Source organism: Brucella sp. GW823-FHT04E01, from assembly GCF_058796175.1.
The window spans coordinates 86,014-111,056 of sequence record NZ_JBXAIK010000005.1; the positions used below are offsets into that span (position 1 = coordinate 86,014).

Here is a 25,043-nt window from a genome sequence, read left to right on the forward strand (position 1 = left end):
CGTAAAAACGCCGGCGTTTGAGTTTCCATTCCAGTCCGGCCGGACGAATCCTGTTCGATTTGTCCGTTCCGACGGAGTTTTGAAGCACTGCATGTGCAGTACCCTATCGGGAGATTAAGAGAAAATGGCAGTTCGCGTCGCAATTAACGGTTTTGGCCGCATCGGCCGCAACATCCTTCGCGCCATCGTCGAGTCGGGCCGCACCGATATTCAGGTCGTGGCTATCAACGACCTCGGCCCGGTCGAAACCAACGCACATCTTCTGCGTTATGACAGCGTTCATGGCCGTTTCCCCAAGGAAGTTAAGGTTGCAGGCGACACCATCGACGTCGGCTACGGCCCGATCAAGGTTCATGCCGTTCGCAACCCGGCTGAACTGCCGTGGAAGGAAGAAGGCGTCGACATCGCTCTGGAATGCACCGGCATCTTCACCTCGCGCGACAAGGCAGCACTTCATCTTGAAGCTGGTGCAAAGCGCGTCATCGTTTCGGCTCCTGCCGACGGCGCGGACCTGACTGTCGTCTATGGCGTCAACCATGACAAGCTGACCAAGGACCATCTGGTCATTTCGAACGCTTCGTGCACCACCAACTGCCTTGCACCGGTGGCTCAGGTTCTCAACGATGCTATCGGCATCGAAAAGGGCTTCATGACCACGATCCACTCCTACACGGGCGACCAGCCGACGCTGGACACCATGCATAAGGATCTCTACCGCGCGCGCGCAGCAGCTCTTTCGATGATCCCAACCTCGACGGGCGCAGCCAAGGCTGTCGGCCTCGTTCTGCCGGAACTGAAGGGCAAGCTCGACGGCGTTGCCATCCGCGTTCCGACCCCGAACGTCTCGGTCGTCGACCTGACCTTCATCGCCAAGCGCGCAACGACCGTCGATGAAGTCAACAACGCGATCCGTGAAGCCGCCAATGGCCGCCTCAAGGGTATCCTCGGCTACACAGATGAGCCACTCGTCTCGCACGACTTCAACCACGACTCCCATTCCTCGGTCTTCCACACGGACCAGACCAAGGTCATGGAAGGCACCATGGTGCGCATCCTGTCGTGGTACGACAATGAGTGGGGCTTCTCCAGCCGCATGGGCGATACCGCTGTCGCCTTTGGCAAGCTGATCTAAGCCTCCGACCATGTTTCGCGCCCTTCTCCCCACCGTTGCGCGCTGGCGTCCGCTGGAAGGAGAAGGGCTCGAACATCTCAATATCGGCCCCGCCGGCCGCACGATCCGTGCTGAAAGCGTGGTGATTGGCGACCGCGGAGACAATCCCTACGGCGTGCGCTACAGCATCGACTGCAACAGCGTCTGGCATGTCCTCCATTTCCTGATCGAAACTACAGCCGGGCACCGGCTGGAGCTTGTTTCCGACGGCGACGGTCGCTGGAGCACGATGGCTGGCGATGCATTGCCCGAGTTCGATGGCTGCATCGATATCGATCTGGCAGGAACGCCCTTCACCAACACGCTGCCCATCCGCCGCCTTGGCCTCACACCGGAAAGCGGCACCGTTCAGCTCGACATGCTTTACGTGCCGTTCGACAGTTTCCGTCCGCTGCGCGACCAGCAGCGTTATACCTGCCTTGAGGAAGGGCGGCGCTATCGCTACGAGGCTGCCGACCGCACCTTCACCGCCGAATTGCCCGTCGACGAGGACGGGCTTGTCACCGATTATCCAACCCTTTTCCGGCGCCTGCCTGTTTGAGCTCTCCTGCTCCACCGGCACCCGAAAGACAGTTCTGGGAGAAAGATCATGAGTTTCCGCACTCTCGACGATGCCGACGTCAAGTCCAAGCGCGTACTGGTCCGCGTTGACCTCAACGTGCCGATGGCAAATGGCGAAGTCACCGACCTGACCCGTATCGAGCGTATCGTTCCAACCATTGCCGAGCTTTCCAGGAAAGGCGCAAAGGTAATTCTGCTCGCTCATTTCGGTCGCCCCAAGGGCGTTGCTTCGGACGAAAATTCGCTGAAGCATGTCGTGAAGCCGCTCTCCAAGGTGCTTGGACACGGTGTCCATTTTGCCGAAGACTGCATCGGCGAGCACGCCAAGGCCGCCGTTGATGCACTGAAGGACGGCGATGTCCTGCTTCTGGAAAACACCCGTTTCCACAAGGGCGAGGAAAAGAACGATCCGGAATTCGTCGCGGCTCTGGCAGCCAATGGCGATCTTTATGTGAACGACGCGTTTTCGGCTGCCCACCGCGCCCATGCTTCGACCGAAGGCCTCGCACACGTCCTGCCCGCCTATGCGGGTCGCGGCATGCAGGCCGAGCTTGAAGCGCTGGAAAAGGGCCTTGGCAATCCGGCTCGTCCGGTTGTCGCCATCGTCGGTGGCGCAAAGGTTTCGACCAAGCTCGACCTCTTGTCCAACCTGATCGAAAAGGTTGATGCGCTCGTTATCGGCGGCGGCATGGCCAATACTTTCCTGGCAGCACAGGGACACGATGTCGGCAAATCGCTCTGCGAGCATGAGCTGGCCCACACCGCCCGCGAAATCATGGCCAAGGCCGAAACCACCAAATGCGCGATCATCCTTCCGGTCGATGCTGTCGTGGGCTGGCACTTTGCAGCCGACACGCCGAACAAGACCTATGGAGTCGATGCAGTTCCAAGCGACGGCATGATTCTCGATGCCGGAGCACTCTCGACCGATCTGATCGCCTCGGCCATCGATGATGCGGCCACGCTTGTCTGGAACGGTCCGCTCGGTGCGTTCGAACTGCGTCCGTTCGACACCGCGACGGTCAAGACCGCAAAACACGTCGCCGCCCGCACCAAGGCTGGCAAGCTGGTTTCGGTCGGCGGCGGCGGCGATACGGTCGCAGCCCTCAATCATGCTGGCGTGGCCGACGACTTCACCTATATCTCGACCGCAGGCGGCGCCTTCCTCGAATGGATGGAAGGCAAGCCCCTCCCCGGCGTTGATGTGCTGAAGAAGTAGAGCATTTCCAGCAAAAGCGTGAAGCGGTTTGCACGGAAGAATGTATGAGAACAAATAAAGCCCCGGAAATCCGGGGCTTTTCTTCATGCTTTGGGGGTCAACTTCAGGAGACGTCCCGGATTGTCATCCTCGATCAGCCAGATGGCCCCGTCGGGACCGACAGCCACATCGCGGATACGGTTTTCCATTTCAAAGCGCTCGGCTTCGTCCGCCTTGCCATCCTTGTCGATCACGACACGCACCAGCGACATGACCGAAAGCCCTCCGATCAAAGCCGAACCGCGCCATTCGGGGAACATGTCTCCCTCGTAAAAGGCAAGCCCGGCCGGAGCGATAACCGGCGTCCAGTACACCAATGGCGGCTCGAATTCCGGACGTGTGCTATGGCGCGGGATCGGTCTGCCGCTATAATTGTCGCCATTGGAAACAACAGGCCAGCCATAATTAAGACCGGGCTTGATGAGATTGAACTCGTCACCGCCACGCGGGCCCATCTCGTGCTCCCAGAGCTTTCCATCGGGGCCGAAGGCCAGTCCGTACGGGTTGCGATGGCCGGTTGACCAGGTCAATGCCCGTACACCTCCCGCATCCGCGTGCGGATTATCCTTCGGCACGGAACCATCGAGATTCATGCGGAGAATTTTCCCCATGGGAGCCTCATCGTCCTGCGCGGTTGCAGGCAACATGCGGTCGCCGACGGAAAGGAACAGATGTTTGCCGTCCGGCGCAAATGCAATAATGCCGCCCGGCTGTCCGCCGCGAGCCGCCGCATCCTGTTTCCAGATCGTGGTCTTGTCCTGTAGCGCTGCTTTGCCGTCACCTTCATCCAGCATAGCGCGCACCAGAACGACACTGCTGCCGTTCTTCGCCGGTTCGTTATAGGAGAAGTAGACTGCCTTACCCTTTTCGAAATCCGGGGCAGGCGCAATATCGAGCAGGCCGTTCTGGCCACTGAATGCCACTTCCGGCACACCATCGACAGCAGTTTTGTCACCCGATTGCGTGACGATGAAAATCTTGCCGCCCTTCTCCGTCAATAAAAGTCTGCCATCGGGCAGAAAGGCGATAGCCCAGGGCGTATCGAATTCGGCAACCGACGTTGCAGTAAACGGAGCACGTGCTTCGGCCTTCCTGCCACCGGCATTGATACTCTCAGCCGAAACATCCAGCACCGGCAGGGCAACCATTGATGCTGCCAGAACAAACGGCAGGCTCAAAACGGCGCGTCGCATATCTCCTCCTCAAATCTGGACAATGGAAAACAGGCGAGGTTTTTCTCACTGGTTTCTTACATGGGGGTTGAGAGGCGGATATCAAAACGAGTTTCGGGAAAAACCTGAGATAACCAATCTGACCGCTCGTAAGATAACTTGTCTCATCTAAACCGTTTGAAAAATCTTTCAAACGTTTCAATGACTTGCGCTCTTCATAGTTTTAACCAACACTCCCTCATCGCTTTGATAGAAGGAGCATTGCATATGACTGAACGTCTTGAGGATATTGCGATTGCACTGGTGGCGGCAGGAAAAGGCATTCTCGCTGCCGACGAAAGTTCGGGCACCATCAAGAAGCGCTTTGACACAATCCATCTCGCATCGACGGAAGACACGCGCCGCGACTATCGCGAGATGCTGTTCCGCTCGGACGAAGCGATGAAGAACTATATTTCGGGCGTCATTCTCTATGACGAAACCATAAGACAGAAGGCCAAGGACGGTACACCGCTTGTCGAAATCATCCGAAGGGCGGGGTCGATTCCGGGCATCAAGGTCGATGCGGGTGCGAAGCCGCTAGCGGGCTTCGAAGGTGAAACGATCACAGAGGGGCTGGACGGTCTGCGCGAACGGCTCAATGAATATTACGCACTTGGCGCCCGTTTCGCCAAATGGCGCGCAGTGATCTCAATTTCCGATGGCCTGCCCAGCTGGGGGGCGGTGAAACAGAATGCACGAGCGCTCGCCCGCTATGCAGCGCTTTGCCAGGAAGCAAACATCGTCCCTATCGTTGAGCCGGAAGTATTGATGGACGGCCAGCCGGGCGATCACACCATCGACCGTTGTTATGACGTGACGGAATGGGTTCTCAAGACGGTGTTTACGGAACTTTACGATGCTCGCGTTCGGCTGGAAGGCATGATCCTGAAGCCGAATATGATCATCGACGGCAAAAAGGCACGCAAGGCTTCCGTCGAGGAAGTGGCGGAGAAAACTGTCCGCTGTTTCCGCAACACGGTTCCGGCAGCAGTGCCCGGTATTGCTTTCCTTTCCGGCGGTCAGACCGGTGAGGAAGCGACCGCCCACCTTTCTGCGATGAATGCGAGCTTCGACATGCCGTGGAAAATGACTTTCTCCTATGGCCGTGCCCTGCAGGCGGCAGCGCTGGACGCCTGGGGCGGTAAGGATGAAAACATCGCTGCCGGTCAGCGGGCTTTTGCCCATCGAGCAAAGATGAACGGTCTGGCTGCCACCGGCGGCTGGAAAAAAGATCTAGAGAAAGCAGCCTGATTTACTACTGAATAGCAAAGAGCCCGGTTTACAACCGGGCCTTTGTTGTCGGAATCAAGTTCCGCGAATTGCATCTAGCTGTTTCAATGCATTACGATTCCTCGCCGCATCCGCCAATTCGAGACTGACAACGCGGCGACCAACTGGCCATAAAGAGATGGCAGCCAGTTTAAATGCCTGAAGACCGAATGGAATACCAATGATCGTCAGGCAATTGAAAATGCCCGCAATGATGTAGCCAAAGAAAAGGGTAATGCCGAACGTAAATGCCCAAAGAATATTAAAGATAAAGCCAATAGTGCCTGTTGCAGCAGTCGTGGCGGAAAGTTCCTTACCATCCAACTCCCGTACATGAACTACGGTCTTTCCAAATGGAAAAGCTGACATCTTGGCCATCTCAAGCGCAGCACGTGTAAGTGGCAGTCCGACAATGGAGATTGCAAAAACAACCGCCCCCATAAGCCAGACCAGCGCCAGTATAGCGCCACCGAATACAAACCAGATAACGTTGCCGACAAAACGCATTTCATAATCCCCGCTCTAAATGCAGTCTCACTAACTGGTGCTATGACAAATAAAAGCGGGCGCAACAATTCCCCAAAATCGGGTCGAAATTATTAGCTATTAAATTTAATCAAACATCACGGAGATGGAATCCGACTGCCAGTGCCATGGCAAATATTGCGAACGCTGCGATCTTCCAGAAATCGCCGCGCTGCTTCAGGCCCGGCAGGCCAAGCGGTTTGATGATGTGCAGTCCCATCAGAAGAACAAGCAGCACAGGTAGGATTTTGGTCACAAATCACCTCTCTGCCTCCTTGTGACGCAGACAGGCCGTCGCTGCAAGATGCGTGCAACAGACACAACCCTTTTACCGACAAGGTTCCATCTTCATCTTAAGTTTCATGGACGAGCCGCCGCCGGGCGGCGTAAACTGCATGCGGAGGTGATGAAAAGCGCATGGAGGAGATAGACCAAAACAGGTCGATCTTGCGCTTTCATCAGCAGACTAATCAGGAAGCGACAACCGCCCGACGGGTGGCGTTGCGCGTGCTTCTGGGAGGAAGAGCATGACTTCAAAATATGCCGAAACCTATGCCGCATGGCAGGCCGATCCTGAACGCTTCTGGGCTGAAGCGGCGCAGGCAATCGACTGGTTCAAGCCATGGGACCAGGTTTTTGCGGGCGACGAAGGTGTCTATGGACGTTGGTTCAAGGGTGCGCAGTGCAACACCTGCTATAATGCGCTCGACCGCCATGTCGCCAAAGGGCGCGGTGAACAGGTTGCGCTCATCTATGAAAGCCCTGTCACCGGCAAGGTGCGCAAATTCACTTATCGCGAACTGCTGGAAGAAGTGGAAGCGCTGTCCGCCGTCATGCTCGACAATGGTGTATCGAAAGGCAACCGCGTTCTGATCTATATGCCGATGGTTCCCGAAGCGGCTGTCGCCATGCTGGCATCGGCCCGTATCGGTGCCGTCCATTCCGTCGTCTTCGGCGGATTTGCCGCCACTGAACTCGCAACCCGTATTGACGACGCCAAGCCAGTGATGATCATCGCCGGTTCCTGCGGTATCGAGCCTACCCGTATCGTGCCCTATCAGGCCATGCTCGATAAGGCGATTTCACTTGCGCAGCACAAAGTCGATCATTGCATCATATTGCAGCGCGAGCAGCACCGGCACGAACCGGTAGCAGGACGTGACATCGACTATCGCGAGGCCGTTGATGCCGCGCGCGGTCGTCATGTTCCCTGCACGCCGGTTGATGCTACCGACCCGCTTTACGTACTCTACACATCCGGCACGACCGGCGAGCCGAAAGGCGTCGTGCGCGACAATGGCGGACACATGGTGGCGCTTGACTGGTCCATGAAGAATGTCTTCGGCGTGGAACCGGGACAAGTATGGTGGGCCGCATCCGATGTGGGTTGGGTGGTTGGCCATTCCTACATCGTTTATGCCCCGTTGATCCATGGCGCGACCAGCATCCTGTTCGAAGGCAAGCCTATCGGCACACCCGATGCTGGCACCTACTGGCGCATCATCGCCGAACATGGCGTTGAAGTGATGTTCACCGCACCAACGGCGCTGCGTGCAATCAAGAAAGACGACGCGGACGGCAATTTCGTACGTCACTACGACCTTTCAAAGTTCCGCGCCCTTTATCTCGCTGGCGAACGCGCCGATCCCGACACGATCCACTGGGCAGAAAATCTGCTGGGCTGCCCGGTGATCGATCACTGGTGGCAGACGGAAAGCGGCTGGCCGATGGTCGCCAATCCGCTCGGCCTCGGTCTTCTCGAAACCAAATACGGCTCACCCGCTGTCTGTCTTCCGGGTTACGATATCCGCGTGCTGGACGATGAAGGCCACGAGGTCGAGCGCGGCCAGCTCGGGAATGTTCTCATCAAGCTGCCCCTGCCGCCCGGTTGCCTGCCAACACTCTGGAACGCCGATGAGCGTTTCCGCAAAGCCTATCTGAACGAGTTCCCCGGCTACTATAAAACCGCCGATGCCGGCTACATGGATGTAGATGGCTATCTCTACATCATGAGCCGCACTGACGACATCATCAATGTCGCTGGCCATCGCCTGTCGACCGGGGCGATGGAGGAGGTACTCTCCAGCCATCCCGATGTTGCCGAATGTGCGGTGCTTGGTATTTCCGACCCGGTTAAAGGTCAGGTGCCTTGCGGCTTCCTCGTGCTGAAATCCAACATCGACCGCGATCCGCAAGAGGTCGAGAAGGAATGCGTCAGCATGGTGCGTGACGTCATCGGACCCGTTGCAGCCTTCCGGCTGGCGCTGACCGTAAAGCGTCTGCCCAAGACGCGGTCCGGCAAGATTCTACGGTCAACCATTCAGAAGATTGCCGACGGCGAAGAATGGAAGATGCCGGCCACAATTGACGATCCGGCTATTCTGGACGAAATCAGCACCGTTCTGCGCGAGCGTCACACCGGTCTCGCCTTCGCCTGATCTTAACCGTCCCGACTATTGACCGGCGGTTTCCGCCGGTCCACTCTCCATGCAAATTGGAGATCGATCATGCAATTAGAAGGCAAGGTGGCAATTGTCACCGGCGCTGCCCGCGGTATTGGCTATGCCATAGCAAAGCGCTTCCTGATGGATGGCGCAAGCGTAGTCCTGTCCGATATCGACAACGCCGCCGCCATGCGCGCAGCCAAGGATCTGGAGCAATTCGGCCCGGTTCGCCATATGGCGGCGGATGTGGGGGATAAGCTCGATGTCCACAATCTCCTGACCTTCACCATCACCAATCTGGGTGAGGTTGATATTCTCGTCAACAACGCGGGTATCGTGCATCAGGCGGATTTCCTTGACCTCAAGGAAGAGGATTTTGACCGTGTCATGCGTGTCAATCTCAAAGGCGCGTTTCTGTGCGGACAGGCCGTGGCAAAACGCATGGTGGAGCGAGTCGAATCGGGCGGTGATCCAGGCACGATCATCAACATGTCATCTGTCAACGCAATCTTCGGTCTACCGGAACAGCTTGCCTATTCCGTTTCCAAGGGCGGATTGAACCAGCTGACACGTACCATGGCAGTAGCGCTCGCCCGTTGGGGGATTCGCGTCAATGCCATCGGCCCCGGCTCCATCGAGACCGACATGCTTTCCGCCGTAAACACAGACGCCGATGCCCGCAACAGGATTTTATCAAGAACACCACTCGGTCGCATAGGCCAAGCCTCTGAAATTGCTTCGATAGCGTCGTTTCTGGCATCGCGGGATGCGAGCTATGTAACAGGCCAGACCATCTATGCGGATGGTGGACGCCTGCCCCTCAGCTATACAGCAGCACCACGCTATAAGGCATGATGTTGCGGCTTCGCTATATTAGGAAGATAATGAAATAAGGATTTGCTCCTGACAGAAAGCTGTCAGGAGGGGTGTGCGATACTGCGTATCCAAGGATGAGGGAGATTTCACCATGGCACTCGCAATCGCACCATTGATCGCAGTTTTGAAGGAATACAGGCGCAGGCATGATGAACGCCGTCGTTTCATTCGCACCGAGCGTGTGATCGACGGACTGCCGAAAGACCTGCGCAAGGATCTGGGCTGGCCGGATCGCTATCTGGAACAGCGTAACACCAAATACTGCAACGGAGAATAGAACGGAATGCGCCGTGCAGACCGCCTTTTCCAGATTGTTCAGCACCTGCGCGGTGGCAGGCTCGTCACCGCGCGCCAGCTGGCCGAGCGGCTGGAAGTCTCCGAACGCACCATCTATCGCGATATTTCCGATCTGCAGTCGACTGGCGTCCCCATCGATGGCGAAGCCGGTGTCGGCTATATTCTGCGGCAGGGCTTCGAACTCCCGCCGCTTATGTTCACGCGCGATGAAATCGTCGCTCTGGTTGCCGGGGCGCGCCTCATCCGCGCCTGGGGCGGCGTTTCCATGGCGCGTGGTGCAGAAGAGGCTCTGGTGAAGATCGAAGCTGTTCTGCCCAAGGAAGAACGCGCGCGCATCACGAGCACCCAGATACATGCGCCAACTGCCCGCATCAGCATGGACGAACGCCGCATCATCGACGCGGTGGAACGCGCCGTCGATCAGGGCAATGTACTCAATATCCGCTATCGAGATCTGGAATCGCGCGAAAGCGAGCGTGATATTCGCCCGCTTGGTCTGTGGTTCTGGGGTAAGGTCTGGACGGTTATCGGCTGGTGCGAATTGCGCAATGCTTTCCGCACATTCCGGACCGACCGTATCGTTGAGGCCAGCGACGCAGGCCGCCTCTTCCGGGCCGAACGCGGCAAAACGCTGGGCGATTTCTACCGCCTCATGGAACTGAGCGAATATAACGCTTTTAAAGACTGATCATTGCCTTCCAAGCCCAAGATGACCGCTAAGCCGTTTTGGGACTGGCTCTTCTACCGCTTTCCGAGCAGAATGAATTGTATGAACTTTCAAATGAGTTCGGTTCTGAAGCGATCTGGCTAACGTTGACGGTCGACAGATATGGCAAAATGCCCGTTCGGTTGATCTTTGAACCCGCGTCCTTGCTGCTGTTTCTACCGGTGTCACACTCAGAATATGTGGAACGGCTCTGCTTCGCACGCCGATATGCTTGAAGCAGATCGACGCGCGAAACTAGAGAGGAATTTTTGAACCCGGCTTATTTCGTCAGAGCGGCAATGCGATCAAGAGCGCTTCCAAAACCTTTGAGCGAGACCTTGAAAGCGACTGGCTGGCTGGGTTCAAGTGCGGTGGCAGTGATATTGAGATTAGCTGCCGTCTTGAGCTTACCGACTTGCTTGGCATCGAAAGAAAGTGGCGCCAGACAACCCTGCGGCAGGCAGGTCGAGAAGGTGAGCGCCGGTGCTTCTCCCTCGTCGATCTTCAATGTGGCGCCCTTCGCCAGATTCAATCCAAACGGCATCAAAAGCACGCCTTCAACCTTGCCGCCAGCGACATTGCGCAGTTCGACCGTCAGGACACGCTGGCCAGTCTGGGAGGAGTTCTGCATCTGGTTCATGATGCAGTTTGTGCTCTCTTTCTGCGCCTGGCAGGAGATGGACCAGTCCTGATAGGTTTCTGTGAGGGTGCTGGCGCCTCCGGGTAACGGCGCTGCGGAAGCTGTTGCCGTGAGAGCCAAGAATGCGGCGGCGGAGAAGAACGAATAACGATAGTTCATAGAAATGCCTTTGTGAAAATATTGTTTTGATGCGCCCCTGTAATGAATGCCAGGGACACTTGATTGTTTTCATCGCATACAGACGATGGTGGAAGTTCCATGCGACTGGCGAATGGGTTAGGGCGCGTTTCGATTTGATCGATTCAGATCGACACTTTGTTTATTTTAAAGCGCATCTTGTCCGAAAGCCGCTTCACACTTTTCGAGATACGCTCTAATTGACAGTAGCTTTCGTTTGCCCACGCAGTTGCTCAATCTGGGCTGTGATCTTGCTCAAATCCTCGTTGAGGAAGTCCTGCTCACGCTGGCGCAGCCATTGGTCCAGTTCCGGCTTGGTCGCTTGAGACGGCGCATTAGCGGCATTCAGCAGAAGAAGCGGAAAGGTTTCCTTGAGGAACTTTTCCCGGGCGCCACCCTTCTTTTCATCTATGGCGCAAACCATCGAGATCGCCGCATTGGCTATCGCCTCGGTTGCTTGCAGACGCGCTGCAAGGTTCAGAATCAATTGATGAAGGTGTTCAATATCGGTCATGGTTTTATCCTGACTGGCTGGTGTTGAATTCAAGTATGGAAATCAATCCGCGGCCCCGCGCAACCTTGTCCGTTGCGATGATCACGCTCTCAATACAGGGCACCCCGTACTACGCGATGCTAACGATGCCGGCCGTGCTGATGCCTGCGAACTACAGCAAAGCTTTCAGCGTAGGCAACTGTCCAGAAATATCCTCGATCAGAGGGGCAAATGCCGGCAGTACAAATCTTGGATATGGTCAGGCGCGTGCCAGGCCGCCACCTCAGATCGACGAACGGCTCGGACCGGATAAGGTCATCTCCCGCGTCAACAAAGGTCGCCATCGGTCTTTCCTTTCTGGCATTCAAAGTGAGGCTCCCAGTCCTCCATTGGAGTTTCGGGAGCCTCAGATTGCAGAGCTCGTAGCCCAAGCCTGGGTCTTACCACTTCAACTTGAAGCCGACGGTTGCCTTAAGAGCATAGCTGTCAGCGAAGTGATTGAGCGAGGTGTTGATCGAGCCCTCACCATAGACGGCGTATTTCTGGTCCGCCCATGCATAGGTGCCACCGGCGCCGATGCCTGCCCAGGTCTTGTCATTGTCGGTGTCGATATCAACACCGGCCACGTTGATACGCATTCCGCCAAGGAAGGACTGGTAAAGGTTGGCGACACCATAGACCGAGGTGTTGACCATGAGGCCGTCTTCACCCGTCCAGTCGTTGCGGTAGTTTGCAGCAAGGCCAAGACGCGCCGTCAGGCTGTTTGAATTGTCGAGGCCGACCCGGTTGCCCATAATGTCCTGGAAAGCGTCCGCATCCAGCGACGACCACATCAGCTGCGCCTGCGGCGTCAGCGACCAATGATCATCAATGGCGACACGCTGGCCTGCTTCCACACTCATGGCATAACCGAAAGCCTTCGCGCCGGTAGCCAGTGCCGAATTCATGTCATCGGAAGACAGGTCATTATCGAACCAGGTAAGCTGGCCCTGCGTGTCTACATAGAAGCCATTGTTGCCATACCAGGTCGCTGTTGCACCAAGGCTCCAGGCCCGCGTGTCGGTATAGCCGTCACCGAAGAACGAGCTGGTATTGCCATGGGCCGTACCGTACTGCCCGGTGATGCCAGCAACCAGTTTTCCGTTGTCATCCTCGTAGAACTGACCGTCAACGCCTGCCTGCATGATGAAGGTATTGATGTCCTGCTTCATGCCGGTGACGCTTTGCGGTTCAAGCCGGTTATGCGCTCCTTCGATACGCGCCCAGATGCCATTTCCGTCGACCATGGCGCCGTTCGTCTGGCCGTCGCCATTCTCGCCCGTCCAGTACCGGTTGCCCACACGTTCCTGCAAGGTCGGCAACTTGTTCAAGGCCTGCATGTTCTGGCCGTACCCCTGATAGACCGGCACGCCAGCGCCATAACGGGGACCATTGTTGTCTGGGTTGTTTGGTTCCGTATCACCATAACGGCTCACGAGATACCAGTTGCCATCCTTGTTACCGCTGCCCGATCCTTGCTGCAGCGTATAGGCATAGGCGCCAGCCCAGATAGCCTTCTTGTTATCCTTGGTTGTGTAATCGCTGACAAGCGAGAAGGTACCATTAGACTGCCCGGCGACATCGACAACTTCGATACCGTTAACCGTCTGGCCACCAAGCCCACCACGATTGACCACTTGCAGATTGGTAGTGCCTGAGGTGTCACCAGCAACCTTCAATCTATCGGTCTTGGAGTTGTCGTCACCAAGCACCGTGTTGATGACGAGGGTGCCATTGGAGCCGGTGTAGTTACCAGCTACCGTCAAAGTGGTTCCGGCTGTCATGTCACTCAGAGTAACAGTGCCACCATTGTCGAGGGAGACCACAGTCGTATCGTACCCGCCAATATCCAGCGTCCCGTTGCGCGTCGTCGTATAGGCCGATGCCGAACTGAATGCACCTTGGCTTCCCTGCGCCAGCGTCCCCTGCTTGACAAGCGTTGCACCGGTATACTGGTTGGAACCAGTGAGCGTCAGGTCAGCCGCACCGGATTTGGTGAAGCTGCCAGTGCCGGACAATACGCCGCTATAGGTCGAGTCCGTAGCTTCATTGACGGTGAAGGTTCCTGAGCCAATGTTGACCGCTCCGGCCCCACTGAGACCGCCAACCGTGTTGCTGGTACTTCCGAGATCTACTTTGCCATTATCCCCGACAGTCAGGACCCCGGTGCCGAAAGCATTGTCACTGCCCGCCTTTACGGTACCGCTGTTGACCGTCAGCCCGCCGCTGAAGCTGTTGTTTCCGCTCAACGTCAGAATTGTATTCGCACCGTCCTGAGTGACCTTGCCGCCGCCGGCAATATTTCCGGCGAAATTGTAGTCACTCCCCTGCTTGAAGGACAACGTTCCCTCTCCGTTAACATCATTGGCAACTGTCACGTCACCTTTTATGTCACCCGAATTGGTTCCGTCACCAAGCTGGAGCACACCGTTGCTGACGGTTGTTCCGCCGGTATAGGTGTTCTGTCCGGTAAGGATCAGTTTGCCGAGTTCGGTTTTATCGAGACCCTGGTTGCCGGTGAGCACAGAGCCGATGGTTGCAGTCATCGCGACACCATCGACGGTTCCATCGCCAACCGCAATGATCGGCGCTCCCGTCGTGCTCGTCAGGTTGAGAGAGCCGCCATTAATCACATAACCATCGACAACGAAGCGCATACCGGCCGTGTTAACCTGTCCAGCAGTGTCATCGACAGTGACATTACCCTTTTTGCCACCGAAGAAAGCGAATGAGCCATCATCGAAAGGCGCAAGCACACTGGCCTTATCGTCGGACCAGTTTTTATTGGTCGCGCTCCAGGTACCATCACCTCCGACAATGTTACCACTTTCGATATCGGCGATAGTCCCTTCCCCGTTCCAGTACTGAACCTTTGCGCCATAGGTGTTCACGATATAGACTGAGCCAGTATAGGCGGTCACGACCGACATACGGTCCTTCGCCGCCTGTCCACCCGGTACGGTACCGAACGAAAGGCCATCATCCGTCAGGGTGCCATCATAGGTGAACAGTTTGTAGGTCCCTGGACCGAAACCACCAGTATTGACCACATCGAGGGTGCCATCCATCGTCAGATTGCCATCCACATGGAAAGCAGCCTGCTGGGACACGCTGCCCCACTGGACGCTGGTTGTGCTATTGGCGGCGAGAGTCAGGTCACCTCCGATAGTCAGTGTCTGCCCGCCTTTACCGTAGAGCGTTCCGCTTGCCACATCGACATTGCCATCGATCTTGCCAGCACCGCCAACTCCGGCTGTGCTGTTGACGAGATTGACATTGCCGCCCAGTTCACTGTCGACCTGCAGATAGCCGTTGTTGACAGACGCAATTCCGGTAGCGGCACTTGCGTCACCATTGATGATCAGCTTGCCGCTTCCGTCCTTGGTCCAATCCGTAGTTCCGGTCATCTTACCGGCCAATGTCAGGTCTGCATCATTCTGGAATGTCGCTGCAGCGTCATCCAGAACCACATCACGGCTCATCGTAAACTGCGCGGTATTCTGCAATGTGCCATTCTTGATTGTCAGAGAACCGCTTTTATTACCCATATTCGCGTCAGCAGAAACCGCCAGCGTTCCGCTGTTGATTGTGGTGCCACCGCTATAGGTGTTGGTGCCTTTCAATGTCAGCGTGTCACTGCCGGACTGTTCGACATCACCAAAACCGCTAATCGTTCCCGAAAAAATCGGATTATCCGACATGTTGAAGACAAGCGTGCCCTTGTTGCTTGCATCCGCACCGGTATCGACATTGCCCTGGATTTTGCCGCTTGTCCCACCATTGCCAAGCTGAAGCGTACCACCGGCTATGGTCGTACCGCCAGCATAAGTGTTGTCCTTGGCCAGAACCAGTGTTCCAGCCCCGCTCTTCGTCAGACCACCAGTACCGGAAACGGCACTGTTGACAGTCGTGTCATTGGCCGTGTCATCGGTTTCGATCGTACCGTTACCTGCGCCGAGAGCAATGGCGCGGGTACTGGAAAAGCCCTGGCTGTACTTGAGCGTCCCGCCATCAATAGTAACCTGACCACTGACATCGCCGAGGTTGTTTTCAGCACTAACCGAAAGCGTTCCCGCCGTGATCGATGTACCGCCGCTGTAGGTATTAGCCTGGTTAAGAACAGTTTCGCCCGTGCCTTTTTGCGCAAACTGACCGGCGCCTGAGATCACGCCACCGAAGGTGAATGTTCCAGTCTTGTTGACTGCAAATGTTGCCTTGTCCGGTCCATTTGCATCGACGGAAACACCCCCAACCGTGTCTATAGTGCCACCGTTGCCGAGCTCCAGCGAGCCCTGTAAAACATCTGTTCCACCGCTATAGGTGTTGGCACCCGTCAGTACCAGAGTGCCATAGTCGGTTTTCTGCAAGCCTTCGGTACCAGCAATCGGCGCTGCAATCGTGGCCGTCATGGTCTTGCCGGCTTCGGTTGCATCCCCTACACGAATGATGGGTTTGTCAGGCGACGGAGCGTTCGGGTCGTGAGCAAGTGTGATAGGATTTGTGCCGGTAAGGCTATACCCATCCACCTGGAACTGCATACCGGAGGCCTGAATACCTGCATCGACAGCTACTGTTCCCGGCGTGTCACCGAAAATGGCAAACTCGTAGTTATTCCAGGTGCCTGTAATATCTGAATCGGTTGCATCATGCCAACTGATATCCGTCTGGTTCCATGTTCCGTTGCCACCTTTCCAGGTATTCAGCACGGCACCAGCTGCATTCATAATGTTTATCTGCTTGTTGTCGTCGTCATAAACAATATGGGCATCGGATGACTGGCCACCGGGAACAGTGCCTATCGTCAGCCCTGTGCCAGTTTTGGTATATCCATTCTGATAATCGAACAGGCGATAAGACCCAGGACCGAAACCGCCAAAATCCTCGATATCGACGGTACTGCCGTTCAAGGCAAGCGCACCTTGAACATTGAACAGACCGTTGCTGTTGCTGTTGGGAGCTCCGTAGGCAACTGCTATCGTGCTGCCTGCCTGCATGGTCAGACCACCACCGAAGGTCAGTGTCGCACCGTCCTGCCCCTTCAGCGTTCCCGCCACTGTGGTATTGCCACCGATCGTGCCGCTGCCGGCAAGAGTTCCACCCGTTGCGACAGTAACTGTCGATGCTGCGCTGCCAAGGGTGCCGTTCACATAGAGACTTCCAGCGGTAACATTCGTTGTCCCTTCGAAACCACTGCTGTCACCTGTAAGCGTCGATGAGCCCGCACCTTTCTGCTCGAGCACGCCGTTACCGCTTAAGACATTGCTGAAATCAATATTGGTATTGGCGGCGGCGTCGAAAGCGAGCGTGCCGTTGTTCGTTACATCACCTGCGAGAGCACCATTTGTGGTTCCGTCGCCAATCTGCAACGTTCCGCCATTATCAATGGTCGTACCGCCGTCGAGGTTTACGGAACCTGTCAGAACTGTCGTTCCTACACCAGCCTGCTCCAGTTTCCCGCTTCCAGAGATATCACCTCCATAGGTCAGTGTATCGCGGTTGAAGATCAGAGTACCGCTATTTTCGATATTGCCAGCAATAGTACCACTCAGACCGTCATCGCTGCCGATCTGCAATGTTCCCTGCGCAATGGATGTTCCACCACTATAGGTATTGGTTCCCGAAAGCGTAAGCTTGCCTGCGCCGATTTTGGTCAGTCCGCCCGTACCGGTAATGTTGCCCGACAGCTCTGGACTGGTCAGCAAGGTGTCGATTGTGCCACCCCCGGCCTGGAGGGTAACATCGCGATCCGACTTGAAACCGCTGCCAGTGATCTGAAGCTCGCCACCATTGAAGGAGAGTTTGCTCGATGCATCGCCCAGATTGTCATCGCTGCCAACCTGCAGCACACCGTCATTTATAGATGTATTGCCCTTATAGGTGTTGACGCTGTCAAGTACCAGCGTGCCTTCACCCGTCTTCGTGAGGCCGCCATCGCCGCTGATCACCTTGCTGATCGTCGATGTTCCCTCATCGGCCTGGATCGTCGCATCCCCGTTCAGCGTGAAAGCGCGGTCCATTGTAACACTGTTCGCAAGATCAAGCGTGGTGCCGCCAGCCATGGTGACAGAACCGCTCGCCGCACCAAGATTGGCATCGGCACTGATCTGCAGAATACCGTCGTTGATCGTCGTGCCGCCAGCATAGGTGTTGGTCCCGGACAGCGTAAGCGTGCCGCTACCTGTCTTCGTCAGACCACCGGTACCGGAGACAACAGCAGCAAGCGTGTTGCTGTTTGTTCCGGTGTCGATCGTACCACCGGCATTGAGAGTAACAGCATGGCTGAACGCGAAGGAATCCGTTAACTGGAGGGTCGCATTATTGGCAATCGTCAGCCCACCGGTGCCCAGATTGTCATCTTCGCTGATGGCAAGCGTGCCGGCTGTGATCGAGGTGCCGCCACTATAGGCGTTTTGACCGGAAAGGGTGATGGTGGTACCCGTTCCCGATTGAACGACCGAACCCGTTCCGGAAATGACTCCCGCAAACTCTTGATCTGCACCGCTGCTAAATTCGAGAGTGCCATCATTTTTGACATCCCCCGTTATCCAGCCAGCACCGCTGAGACGGAACGTACCCGCCTTGATGAAGGTGTTGCCGCTGTAGGAATTGCCGGCATTTGTCAGAACGAGTGTTCCAGAGCCATCTTTAATCAGTTCGCCAGCGCCGGAGATGATACCATCAAGTGTGCCGGTATTGCCCTGGGTGTCGATCACTCCTCCCGCTTCGTTGATCGTCATGGCTCTTGCAGTCGCAACGTCAGCGGACAACTGTAGTGTTCCACCGTTGAAAGTGACCGTCCCACTGACTGCACCAAGATTTGCATCTTTGCTGATCTGGACGATACCGCCGTCAAGGAACGTACCCTTATAGGTATTGGTCCCTGCAAGAACGAGCGTGCCGGCGCCGGACTTGTGCAATTCGCCACCACCGACGACACCGTTCAGTGTGCTGGTACCCGCCATAGTATCAATGGTGGAGCCCGTTGTTCCCAGTGTAATGCCTCTGGCGCTCGTCACGCCCTGGCTGAACTGCAGTTCGGCTTCAGTTTCAATCTTGACGGCTCCCGTAGCTAGACCAAGATTGGCATCATCCGAAATCTGCAGGATACCCGCCTTGATGTCGGTTCCACCTTGATAGTCATTGGTTCCGCCAAGAACCAGAGTACCCGTTCCAGCCTTGTTCAAGGCGCCGGTTCCGGTCAGCTTTCCAGTGAGCGTATTGATGCCGTCATCAAAAACATCAATCGTGCTGTTGGCATTGGTGAGTTTGATGCCACGCGCGGTATCGAAGCTCTCATCCAGACGCAGGGTCGCATCACCGATGATAATGCTGTTGCTGACATCCTGGCCAAAGTTCGCATCTTCAAAAACCGCCAGCGTACCGCCATCAATTTCGGTATCGCCGGTATAAGTGTTGGTGCCGGTTAGAGTAAGTGTGCCGGAACCGGTCTTGGTAAGCTTGCCTCCGTCGATCACGCCCGAAATCGAATTGTCATTCCCTTTCGTATCAATTGTCGCCCCGGTGCCGTCAAGCGTCAGGTCGTGCGTCATGATGAAAGCATCACCAAACTGCAACGTCGCATCCTTGACATACAAATGACTATCGGGATTTCCCAGATTGCTATTATCGCTGATCTGCAAGGTGCCAGCATTCACATGCAAATTGCCGGTGAACGTATTGTCACCGCCTAGAACAAGTGTTCCCGTGCCCAACTTGTTGAATTGCCCGGTGCCGCCAATGACACCTGTGATCGTGTCGGTAAAAGTGCCTGTATTGATAGTGCCGCCAGAAGCGCCAATCGTATAACCTCGCGTCGATGACAGATTTGCGCCAAACTCGAGTGTGCCGCCATTGATATTGACGGCACCTGCAACATCACCCAGATTATTCTCGGCAGTAACGATCAGACTGCCGCCCAGAATATCCGTCCCACCGCTATAGGTGTTGGTTCCGGTGAGTGTGGTTGCTCCACTGCCTTGCTGCACCAGCTTTCCGCGACCAGAGATTGTATTGCCGAGCGTAAAACTGTTAGTATGATTGATCGCGAGGATGGCATCCTCGTCCTCGTCCGACTTTCCTATCTCGATGTCTCCGAGGACACTGCCGGTCGTTCCCGCATTTCCAAGCTGAAGCGTGCCAGCCTGAATGGTCGTCTGGCCCGTGTAATCATTATCTGCCGCGAGTATCAGAGTACCCAGATCGGTTTTTTCCATGCCATTTGTGCCGGAAAGAACAGATTCAATGGTAGCGACGGTGTTCCCCGTGACACCAGTGCCCACGCGGATGATCGGCGCATCAGTAGAGCCACTATCAAGCGTCAGCCCGTCCCCCGTGACTGTATAGTGGCTGGTTACAAATTGCATACCTGCCGTTGTAACAGCGCCGCTGACCGTTACCGTGCCCGCTTGACCGGAGAAGATAGCATAGTGAGCAGCGTTCCACCCAGAATGCAGGCCGCCATTTTCATTTGTCCAGTTTGTTGTCGCCGCGTCCCATGTACCATCGCCGCCGGTCAGCGATGCGCCACTGCTTACGACAGAACCATCCCAGTAACCAAGGTCCATTCCTGCAGAATTCGTAAGATGGATATCATTGGTATCGTAATTGAATGTAATATCTCCAGCCGCTACATCTTGCGGAAGAGTACCCACTTGCAATGTTCCGGTATATGTTCCGGTTACGCTGAACAACTTGTACTCGCCAGGACCGAAACCACCGAGAGAGCTGATATTCACGATATTGTCGTTCAAGGTGAGATTGCCGCCAACCGTGAACAGTGCAGCCGTACTTGTATCTGCTATGCCGTAGGACACATTCAGCACACCTCCCGAAGCAAGCGTGAGATTTTTTTGGAATGTAAGCTGTGATTCTTGCGTCCCTACAAGTATGCCGCCACTGTTGATCGTGGTATCGCCGCCGATGGTGCCCGTACCGCCAAGCGATGCACCGCTCGCAACCGTAACAGTTCCCGTACCGAGTTGCCCGTCAACGACAAGCCCACCGGCGCTCACCGTCGTGGCGCCAGAGAAGTCCGAATTGTCTCCGCTAACAGTAAGGTTACCCGTACCCTTCTTTTCCAGAATACCTGTGCCGCTCAGGACATGGGTGAAATCAATATTATTGCTGCGGTCGACAATCAATTTACTGTTGTTGACAATATCACCGTTAATGGAGCCGGTGCCACCGCCATTGCCAATCTGAAGCGTACCCGCCGAAATGGTCGTCTTACCCGAATAATCATTGTCGCCGGTGACTGTCAGCTTGCCCGCACCGCGTTTATCAAACGTACCCGAACCACTGATCTTATTGCCAAAGGAAAAATCATCCGAACGATCCACGACAAGCGCCGATTTGTTCAGGATGTCACCACTCAGACTTCCGCCCGTACTACCGGCACCGAGCTGCAGCGTACCGCTTTCAATCGTCGTTAGACCAGTAAAGGTGTTTGCACCCGTCAGAATGAGTGTGCCAGCACCGCTTTGCTTCAACGAACCTGTGCCGGTGATTGTGCCAGAGTACGTGTAGGAATCGGAACGATCGAACGCCAGAGTGCCGCTGTTGGTGACATTATCGGATATGGCGCCGGTTGCGGTGCCGTTGCCAACCTGCAGCACACCACGCTCAATCACAGTATTGCCGGTATAGGTGTTTGCACCAGTCAGAATTGTAGTGCCAGTGCCGCTTTGTTTCAGTGTACCGGAACCGCTGATCACTCCTGAGAATGTGCTTGAGTCGCTGCGGTTGAACGCCAGAGTTGCGTTGTTGACAACATTTCCCGTGATCGATCCAGCAGCCGCCCCGCTACCGAGCTGCAATGTACCTGCGGAAATTGTCGTGCCACCACTGTAAGTATTGGCGCCCGTCAGAACCAGCGTTCCGCTGCCCGTTTTGGTCAGCTTGCCTGCACCGCTTACAACACCGCTGAGCGTATCCGCATCGGCACCCGTATCGATCGTGCCGTTGTTGCTGGTGATGCTGAATGCGCGTGCGGATGTAATCGTACCTGCAAGGCTGAGCGTGCCGCCATCCAGTGTCACCTTGCCGGTTGTCGCACCAAGCTTGGCATCGCTGGCGACCTGCAGTGTGCCACCGCTGATGGTCGTCCCGCCGGAATAGCTGTTCGTACCGTCGAGAATGAGCGTACCGGTTCCACTCTTGACCACCGAGCCAGTACCACTGATGCTGCCGGAATAGGTCTTGTTGTCGCTGCGGTTAAAGTTCAATGCACCGTTGTTCGTGACCGCGTTGCTGGCAAGCCAGCCAGTCGTACCGCCATTGCCGACTTGCAGAGTGCCCGCGGAAATCGTTGTTGCGCCCGTATAGGTGCTATCGCCCGTAAGCGTCAGCGTTCCGGCACCCGATTTGGTGAGGGAGCCGCCGCCGCTGATCACGCCAGCATAAGCCAAATCATTGGAGCGATTGAAAACCACCGAACCGCTATTGGCTATATTGCTTGCTATCGAACCCGTTGTGCCACCACCGCCGATCTGCAACACGCCTGCGGTAACTGTCGTCAGCCCCGTCGCGCTGTCAGCGCCGGTCAGAATCATCGTGCCCGCGCCCGTCTTCGTCAGCTTGCCAGCGCCACTGATCACGCCTGAAAAAGTGCTGCTGCCAGTGACCGTTTCGATCGTGCCGCCGCCAGCGCCAAGCGTCACGGCGCGCGCATTGTCGAAGGCGGACGAAAGACGCAGCGTGCCGCCGTTGAAGTTCAGACCGCCAGAGACGGCGCCAAGATTACCATTCGAACCGGCAACCAGCGTGCCGCCATTGATACTCGTGCCACCCGTATATTGATTGGTTCCAGACAGAACCAATGTGCCAGCACCAATCTTGGTCAGAGCACCGCCCGCGCCAAGATTCTGGGCAACAGTGAAAGTATTGCCCGCTGCATTTATGTCCAGCGTACCACCGCCTGCACCCCATGTGATACCGCGAGCCGTTGAGGTATACGTCGTCCCGGTAATCTGAAGCGTACCGCCATTGAACGTCAGTCCACCTGTCGTCGCCCCGAGGGCGGAGTCGGTAACAACGGAGAGAACACCACCTTTTAAAGTCGTTCCGCCTGAATAGGTATTTGCTCCCGTCAGCGTGATCGTGCCAGTGCCGGCGCGCGTCAATCCACCTGTGCCGGAAATAATACCGCCGTAACTTGTCGACGCAGAACCGTCGATCGTGAGCATATTTGCGCCCAGAACGACTTTACCGGTTGTTCCCTCCAGCGAGCCTATCGAAAAATCGGTGGTACGCGTACTGCCGCTTATATCAAACGCACTGTTCGCTCCGTCAGTCTTGACCCGTGCACCGGCCGCCGTAGCCGCCCCGGTGAATGAAAGCGTGCCTGAAGCTTGAGCAAGCAGCCTGGTGTCTGTTGCCGCAGTGGTGCCTTTGAATTCGACCGCCCCATTATTGCCTGCAATCACCGTCCATGCATTGGCTCCGAGCGTGATGGCAGACGCGGTGGCGAAATTTATTCCGTCGAATGTAATTTTTGCGTCAGTGCCATATGTCCCGAATGCAGCCGAGTTATCACCCAAAATTGACATGGTTCCCGGCAGGGCAGTAGTGGTACTTCCGCCCGTGAATGTTTCGGTGGCACCATTTTCCACGAGAACACCATAAGCGGACGCCCCCGTCGTGGATATCGAAGTCGACGCGTCCATCGTAACGCTTGAGCCAGCATCCTTGATCCAGATACCATGTCCATTACCGGACACAGTCGAGATAGTGACGTTTTTGAGAGTAATGCTGGCCCCAGAGTTAACCACGACTGCTTGTGCCCTAGCTGCCCCCGTCGCCTTTGTTTCAATCTGCGTTCCGGTGGCAGTGATTGAACTGCCTGCTCCGGTCGCATAAAGGCCAAAGCCGCTCGTGCCTTCCGTCGAAACGGTCGCGCTACCAATTGTAAGTTGCCCACCGCCGCTTACAGTGACACCTCTCTTGCCATCGGACTTAGCAGTAATCGTGACACCATCACCGATTGTTGCAGCTTTACCACCTGCAATAACCACAGCATCTGCCCCGGTAGCCGTAATCTTGGTAGTGGCACCGGTGATCGAAAGGGAGGAGCCCGCATTCTTGCCAGTATAATAGACTGCGGTTGCAGCACCTGTGGTGATAGTGCTGTCTTGAATTGTCAGCACCCCTTCTTCACCATAAGCACCATAGGCACCTGCTGTCGTGATAGAGCTGCCATTGGATAAAGTCAGGCTACCGGCATTATTCACACGGACACCGTAGGCTGTATTGCCAGTTGTACTGATGGTAACCTTATTTAAGTTGGCCACCCCCGCCGCCTGAGAAGACAGTACCCCTCCACCGCCCGTAGTACTTTGAGAATTGATCACAACATTCGTTAGATTTAGGGTACCGTTGTCTGCGAATCCAGCATAAGCATCCGCTCCAGAGACAGTAAATGTACCGCCAGTAACGATCGTCTTGCCTCCACTACGTGCGCCAGCAGCTGTACTTGATGAACCCGTCGTTATTACAGTGACGTCAGTGGCATTCAGAACGGAATTGGCCCCCCTTGCATACAAGCCCCAAGCGTCCACCCCGCCTGTCGTGATTTTGTTATTGCCAGGAGCAGTGATCGTAGTCCCATTATCAACTCGAAACCCATCGGCACCGTCAGCCGTCGTAGTAATGGTGTCACCGGCATTCAGGTTCGTATTCTTCACCCCAGTCGTATAGTCCGTCGCTGCCGCCCGATGGCTGCTTAACGCCAGACCGGATACGGAGAGCGCCAGGACCAGCGCCACCTGCGCCAAAAGACTGCCGCCACGCTCTACCCCGCTTCCCGCTACCCTGCCCGTCTGCCCCAAGGCAAAAGCGCGCCTCCAAGGGGTAAGTTCAATTCCGCGCATCGACATCTCGTTCCGAGCTTCCCGAGAAACGAGGGTCCGGGTGTTCTCGTCGCGGAATTTTCCAGCAAAGCAGCAATCGTTCATGCCGTAAGGCCCCTTGGCAAAGCGCGTTGCAACGCGCAAAAAAGACATCTCTAATCAACAATATAGTGAAACATCATTTTCCAGCTCATAATAAAAGTCGGAATCATGGTCACTATTTTTAAAATAATCCTGTTATTTCATCAAAGGATGCTAGCAGTCAATGCCTTAAAAAGCCGTTTAAGCTCTATTATATTTTACTTATACTTATAAAATATCTATTTATATTATAATTCTCTTTTATATTGCGCAGATGTTGGGGGGGGGGGGGGGGCAGGGTGCGTGCGCCTGAAAATGCGAAGTGCTCATACCGGTATATCAACCACAGGCTGATTTCTTATCTTGATCCGATTAGAGCGCGTTTCGATCAGACTGGATCAGATCGGCGCTTTTCTTAACAAGGCGTGGCAGGACGCTCTGCTGATG

At 55.7% G+C, this 25,043-nt stretch carries 14 protein-coding genes; 8 read left to right on the forward strand and 6 right to left on the reverse strand.

Annotated features, from left to right (window positions below; all coding sequences use genetic code 11):
* Positions 1–124 precede the first annotated feature (124 nt).
* The 3 genes from gap to AC1RHM_RS20215 are packed head-to-tail and all read left to right on the forward strand — an operon-like array spanning position 125 to position 2,951.
* Complete coding sequence (gene gap / locus AC1RHM_RS20205) at positions 125–1,132, forward strand: type I glyceraldehyde-3-phosphate dehydrogenase (RefSeq protein WP_010661401.1); 1,008 nt, start codon at positions 125–127, stop codon at positions 1,130–1,132.
* A gap of 10 nt (positions 1,133–1,142) precedes the next feature.
* Positions 1,143–1,712 (forward strand): putative glycolipid-binding domain-containing protein, encoded by a 570-nt coding sequence (locus tag AC1RHM_RS20210; protein WP_010661402.1) that lies wholly within the window; start codon positions 1,143–1,145, stop codon positions 1,710–1,712.
* 48 nt (positions 1,713–1,760) lie between these two features.
* A complete protein-coding gene (locus tag AC1RHM_RS20215; protein WP_010661403.1) occupies positions 1,761–2,951 on the forward strand; it encodes a phosphoglycerate kinase in 1,191 nt (396 codons plus the stop codon).
* 83 nt (positions 2,952–3,034) lie between these two features.
* Here the strand turns inward: AC1RHM_RS20215 and AC1RHM_RS20220 are convergent, their stop codons facing one another.
* Positions 3,035–4,183: a PQQ-dependent sugar dehydrogenase gene (locus AC1RHM_RS20220; RefSeq protein WP_010661404.1), complete on the reverse strand. Its 1,149-nt coding sequence runs from the start codon at positions 4,181–4,183 to the stop codon at positions 3,035–3,037.
* A gap of 246 nt (positions 4,184–4,429) precedes the next feature.
* Here AC1RHM_RS20220 and AC1RHM_RS20225 point away from each other — a divergent pair, with 246 nt between their 5' ends.
* A complete protein-coding gene (locus tag AC1RHM_RS20225) occupies positions 4,430–5,455 on the forward strand; it encodes a class I fructose-bisphosphate aldolase (protein WP_010661405.1) in 1,026 nt (341 codons plus the stop codon).
* A gap of 54 nt (positions 5,456–5,509) precedes the next feature.
* Here AC1RHM_RS20225 and AC1RHM_RS20230 read toward each other — a convergent pair whose 3' ends face one another.
* Together AC1RHM_RS20230 and AC1RHM_RS20235 are read right to left on the reverse strand one after the other, a co-directional pair.
* The gene (locus tag AC1RHM_RS20230) at positions 5,510–5,980 is read right to left on the reverse strand and encodes a YccF domain-containing protein (RefSeq protein ID WP_010661406.1); all 471 of its coding nucleotides are present in this window, start codon (positions 5,978–5,980) and stop codon (positions 5,510–5,512) included.
* Positions 5,981–6,089: 109 nt separating this feature from the next.
* Positions 6,090–6,254: a hypothetical protein gene (locus AC1RHM_RS20235; protein WP_010661407.1), complete on the reverse strand. Its 165-nt coding sequence runs from the start codon at positions 6,252–6,254 to the stop codon at positions 6,090–6,092.
* Positions 6,255–6,525: 271 nt separating this feature from the next.
* On the opposite strand from AC1RHM_RS20235, the gene AC1RHM_RS20240 reads away from it, so the two are divergent.
* The 4 genes from AC1RHM_RS20240 to AC1RHM_RS20255 all read left to right on the forward strand — a co-directional run bounded on the left by AC1RHM_RS20240 (position 6,526) and on the right by AC1RHM_RS20255 (position 10,303).
* Positions 6,526–8,436, forward strand: a complete 1,911-nt coding sequence (locus AC1RHM_RS20240) for a propionyl-CoA synthetase (RefSeq protein WP_010661408.1) — start codon at positions 6,526–6,528, stop codon at positions 8,434–8,436.
* 69 nt (positions 8,437–8,505) lie between these two features.
* The gene (locus AC1RHM_RS20245; protein ID WP_010661409.1) at positions 8,506–9,297 is read left to right on the forward strand and encodes an SDR family NAD(P)-dependent oxidoreductase; all 792 of its coding nucleotides are present in this window, start codon (positions 8,506–8,508) and stop codon (positions 9,295–9,297) included.
* Between the two features lie 112 nt (positions 9,298–9,409).
* Positions 9,410–9,595, forward strand: a complete 186-nt coding sequence (locus tag AC1RHM_RS20250) for a hypothetical protein (protein WP_012091315.1) — start codon at positions 9,410–9,412, stop codon at positions 9,593–9,595.
* A gap of 6 nt (positions 9,596–9,601) precedes the next feature.
* Positions 9,602–10,303 (forward strand): helix-turn-helix transcriptional regulator, encoded by a 702-nt coding sequence (locus AC1RHM_RS20255; protein WP_010661411.1) that lies wholly within the window; start codon positions 9,602–9,604, stop codon positions 10,301–10,303.
* Between the two features lie 298 nt (positions 10,304–10,601).
* Here AC1RHM_RS20255 and AC1RHM_RS20260 read toward each other — a convergent pair whose 3' ends face one another.
* The 3 genes from AC1RHM_RS20260 to AC1RHM_RS20270 form a co-directional block, all read right to left on the reverse strand.
* Positions 10,602–11,120 (reverse strand): invasion associated locus B family protein, encoded by a 519-nt coding sequence (locus tag AC1RHM_RS20260; RefSeq protein ID WP_010661412.1) that lies wholly within the window; start codon positions 11,118–11,120, stop codon positions 10,602–10,604.
* Positions 11,121–11,334: 214 nt separating this feature from the next.
* On the reverse strand, positions 11,335–11,652 hold the full coding sequence (locus AC1RHM_RS20265; RefSeq protein ID WP_010661413.1) for a hypothetical protein: 318 nt from the start codon (positions 11,650–11,652) through the stop codon (positions 11,335–11,337).
* A gap of 419 nt (positions 11,653–12,071) precedes the next feature.
* Positions 12,072–24,536, reverse strand: coding sequence for an autotransporter-associated beta strand repeat-containing protein (locus AC1RHM_RS20270; RefSeq protein WP_166943191.1), 12,465 nt, complete (start codon positions 24,534–24,536; stop codon positions 12,072–12,074).
* Positions 24,537–25,043: the final 507 nt, after the last annotated feature.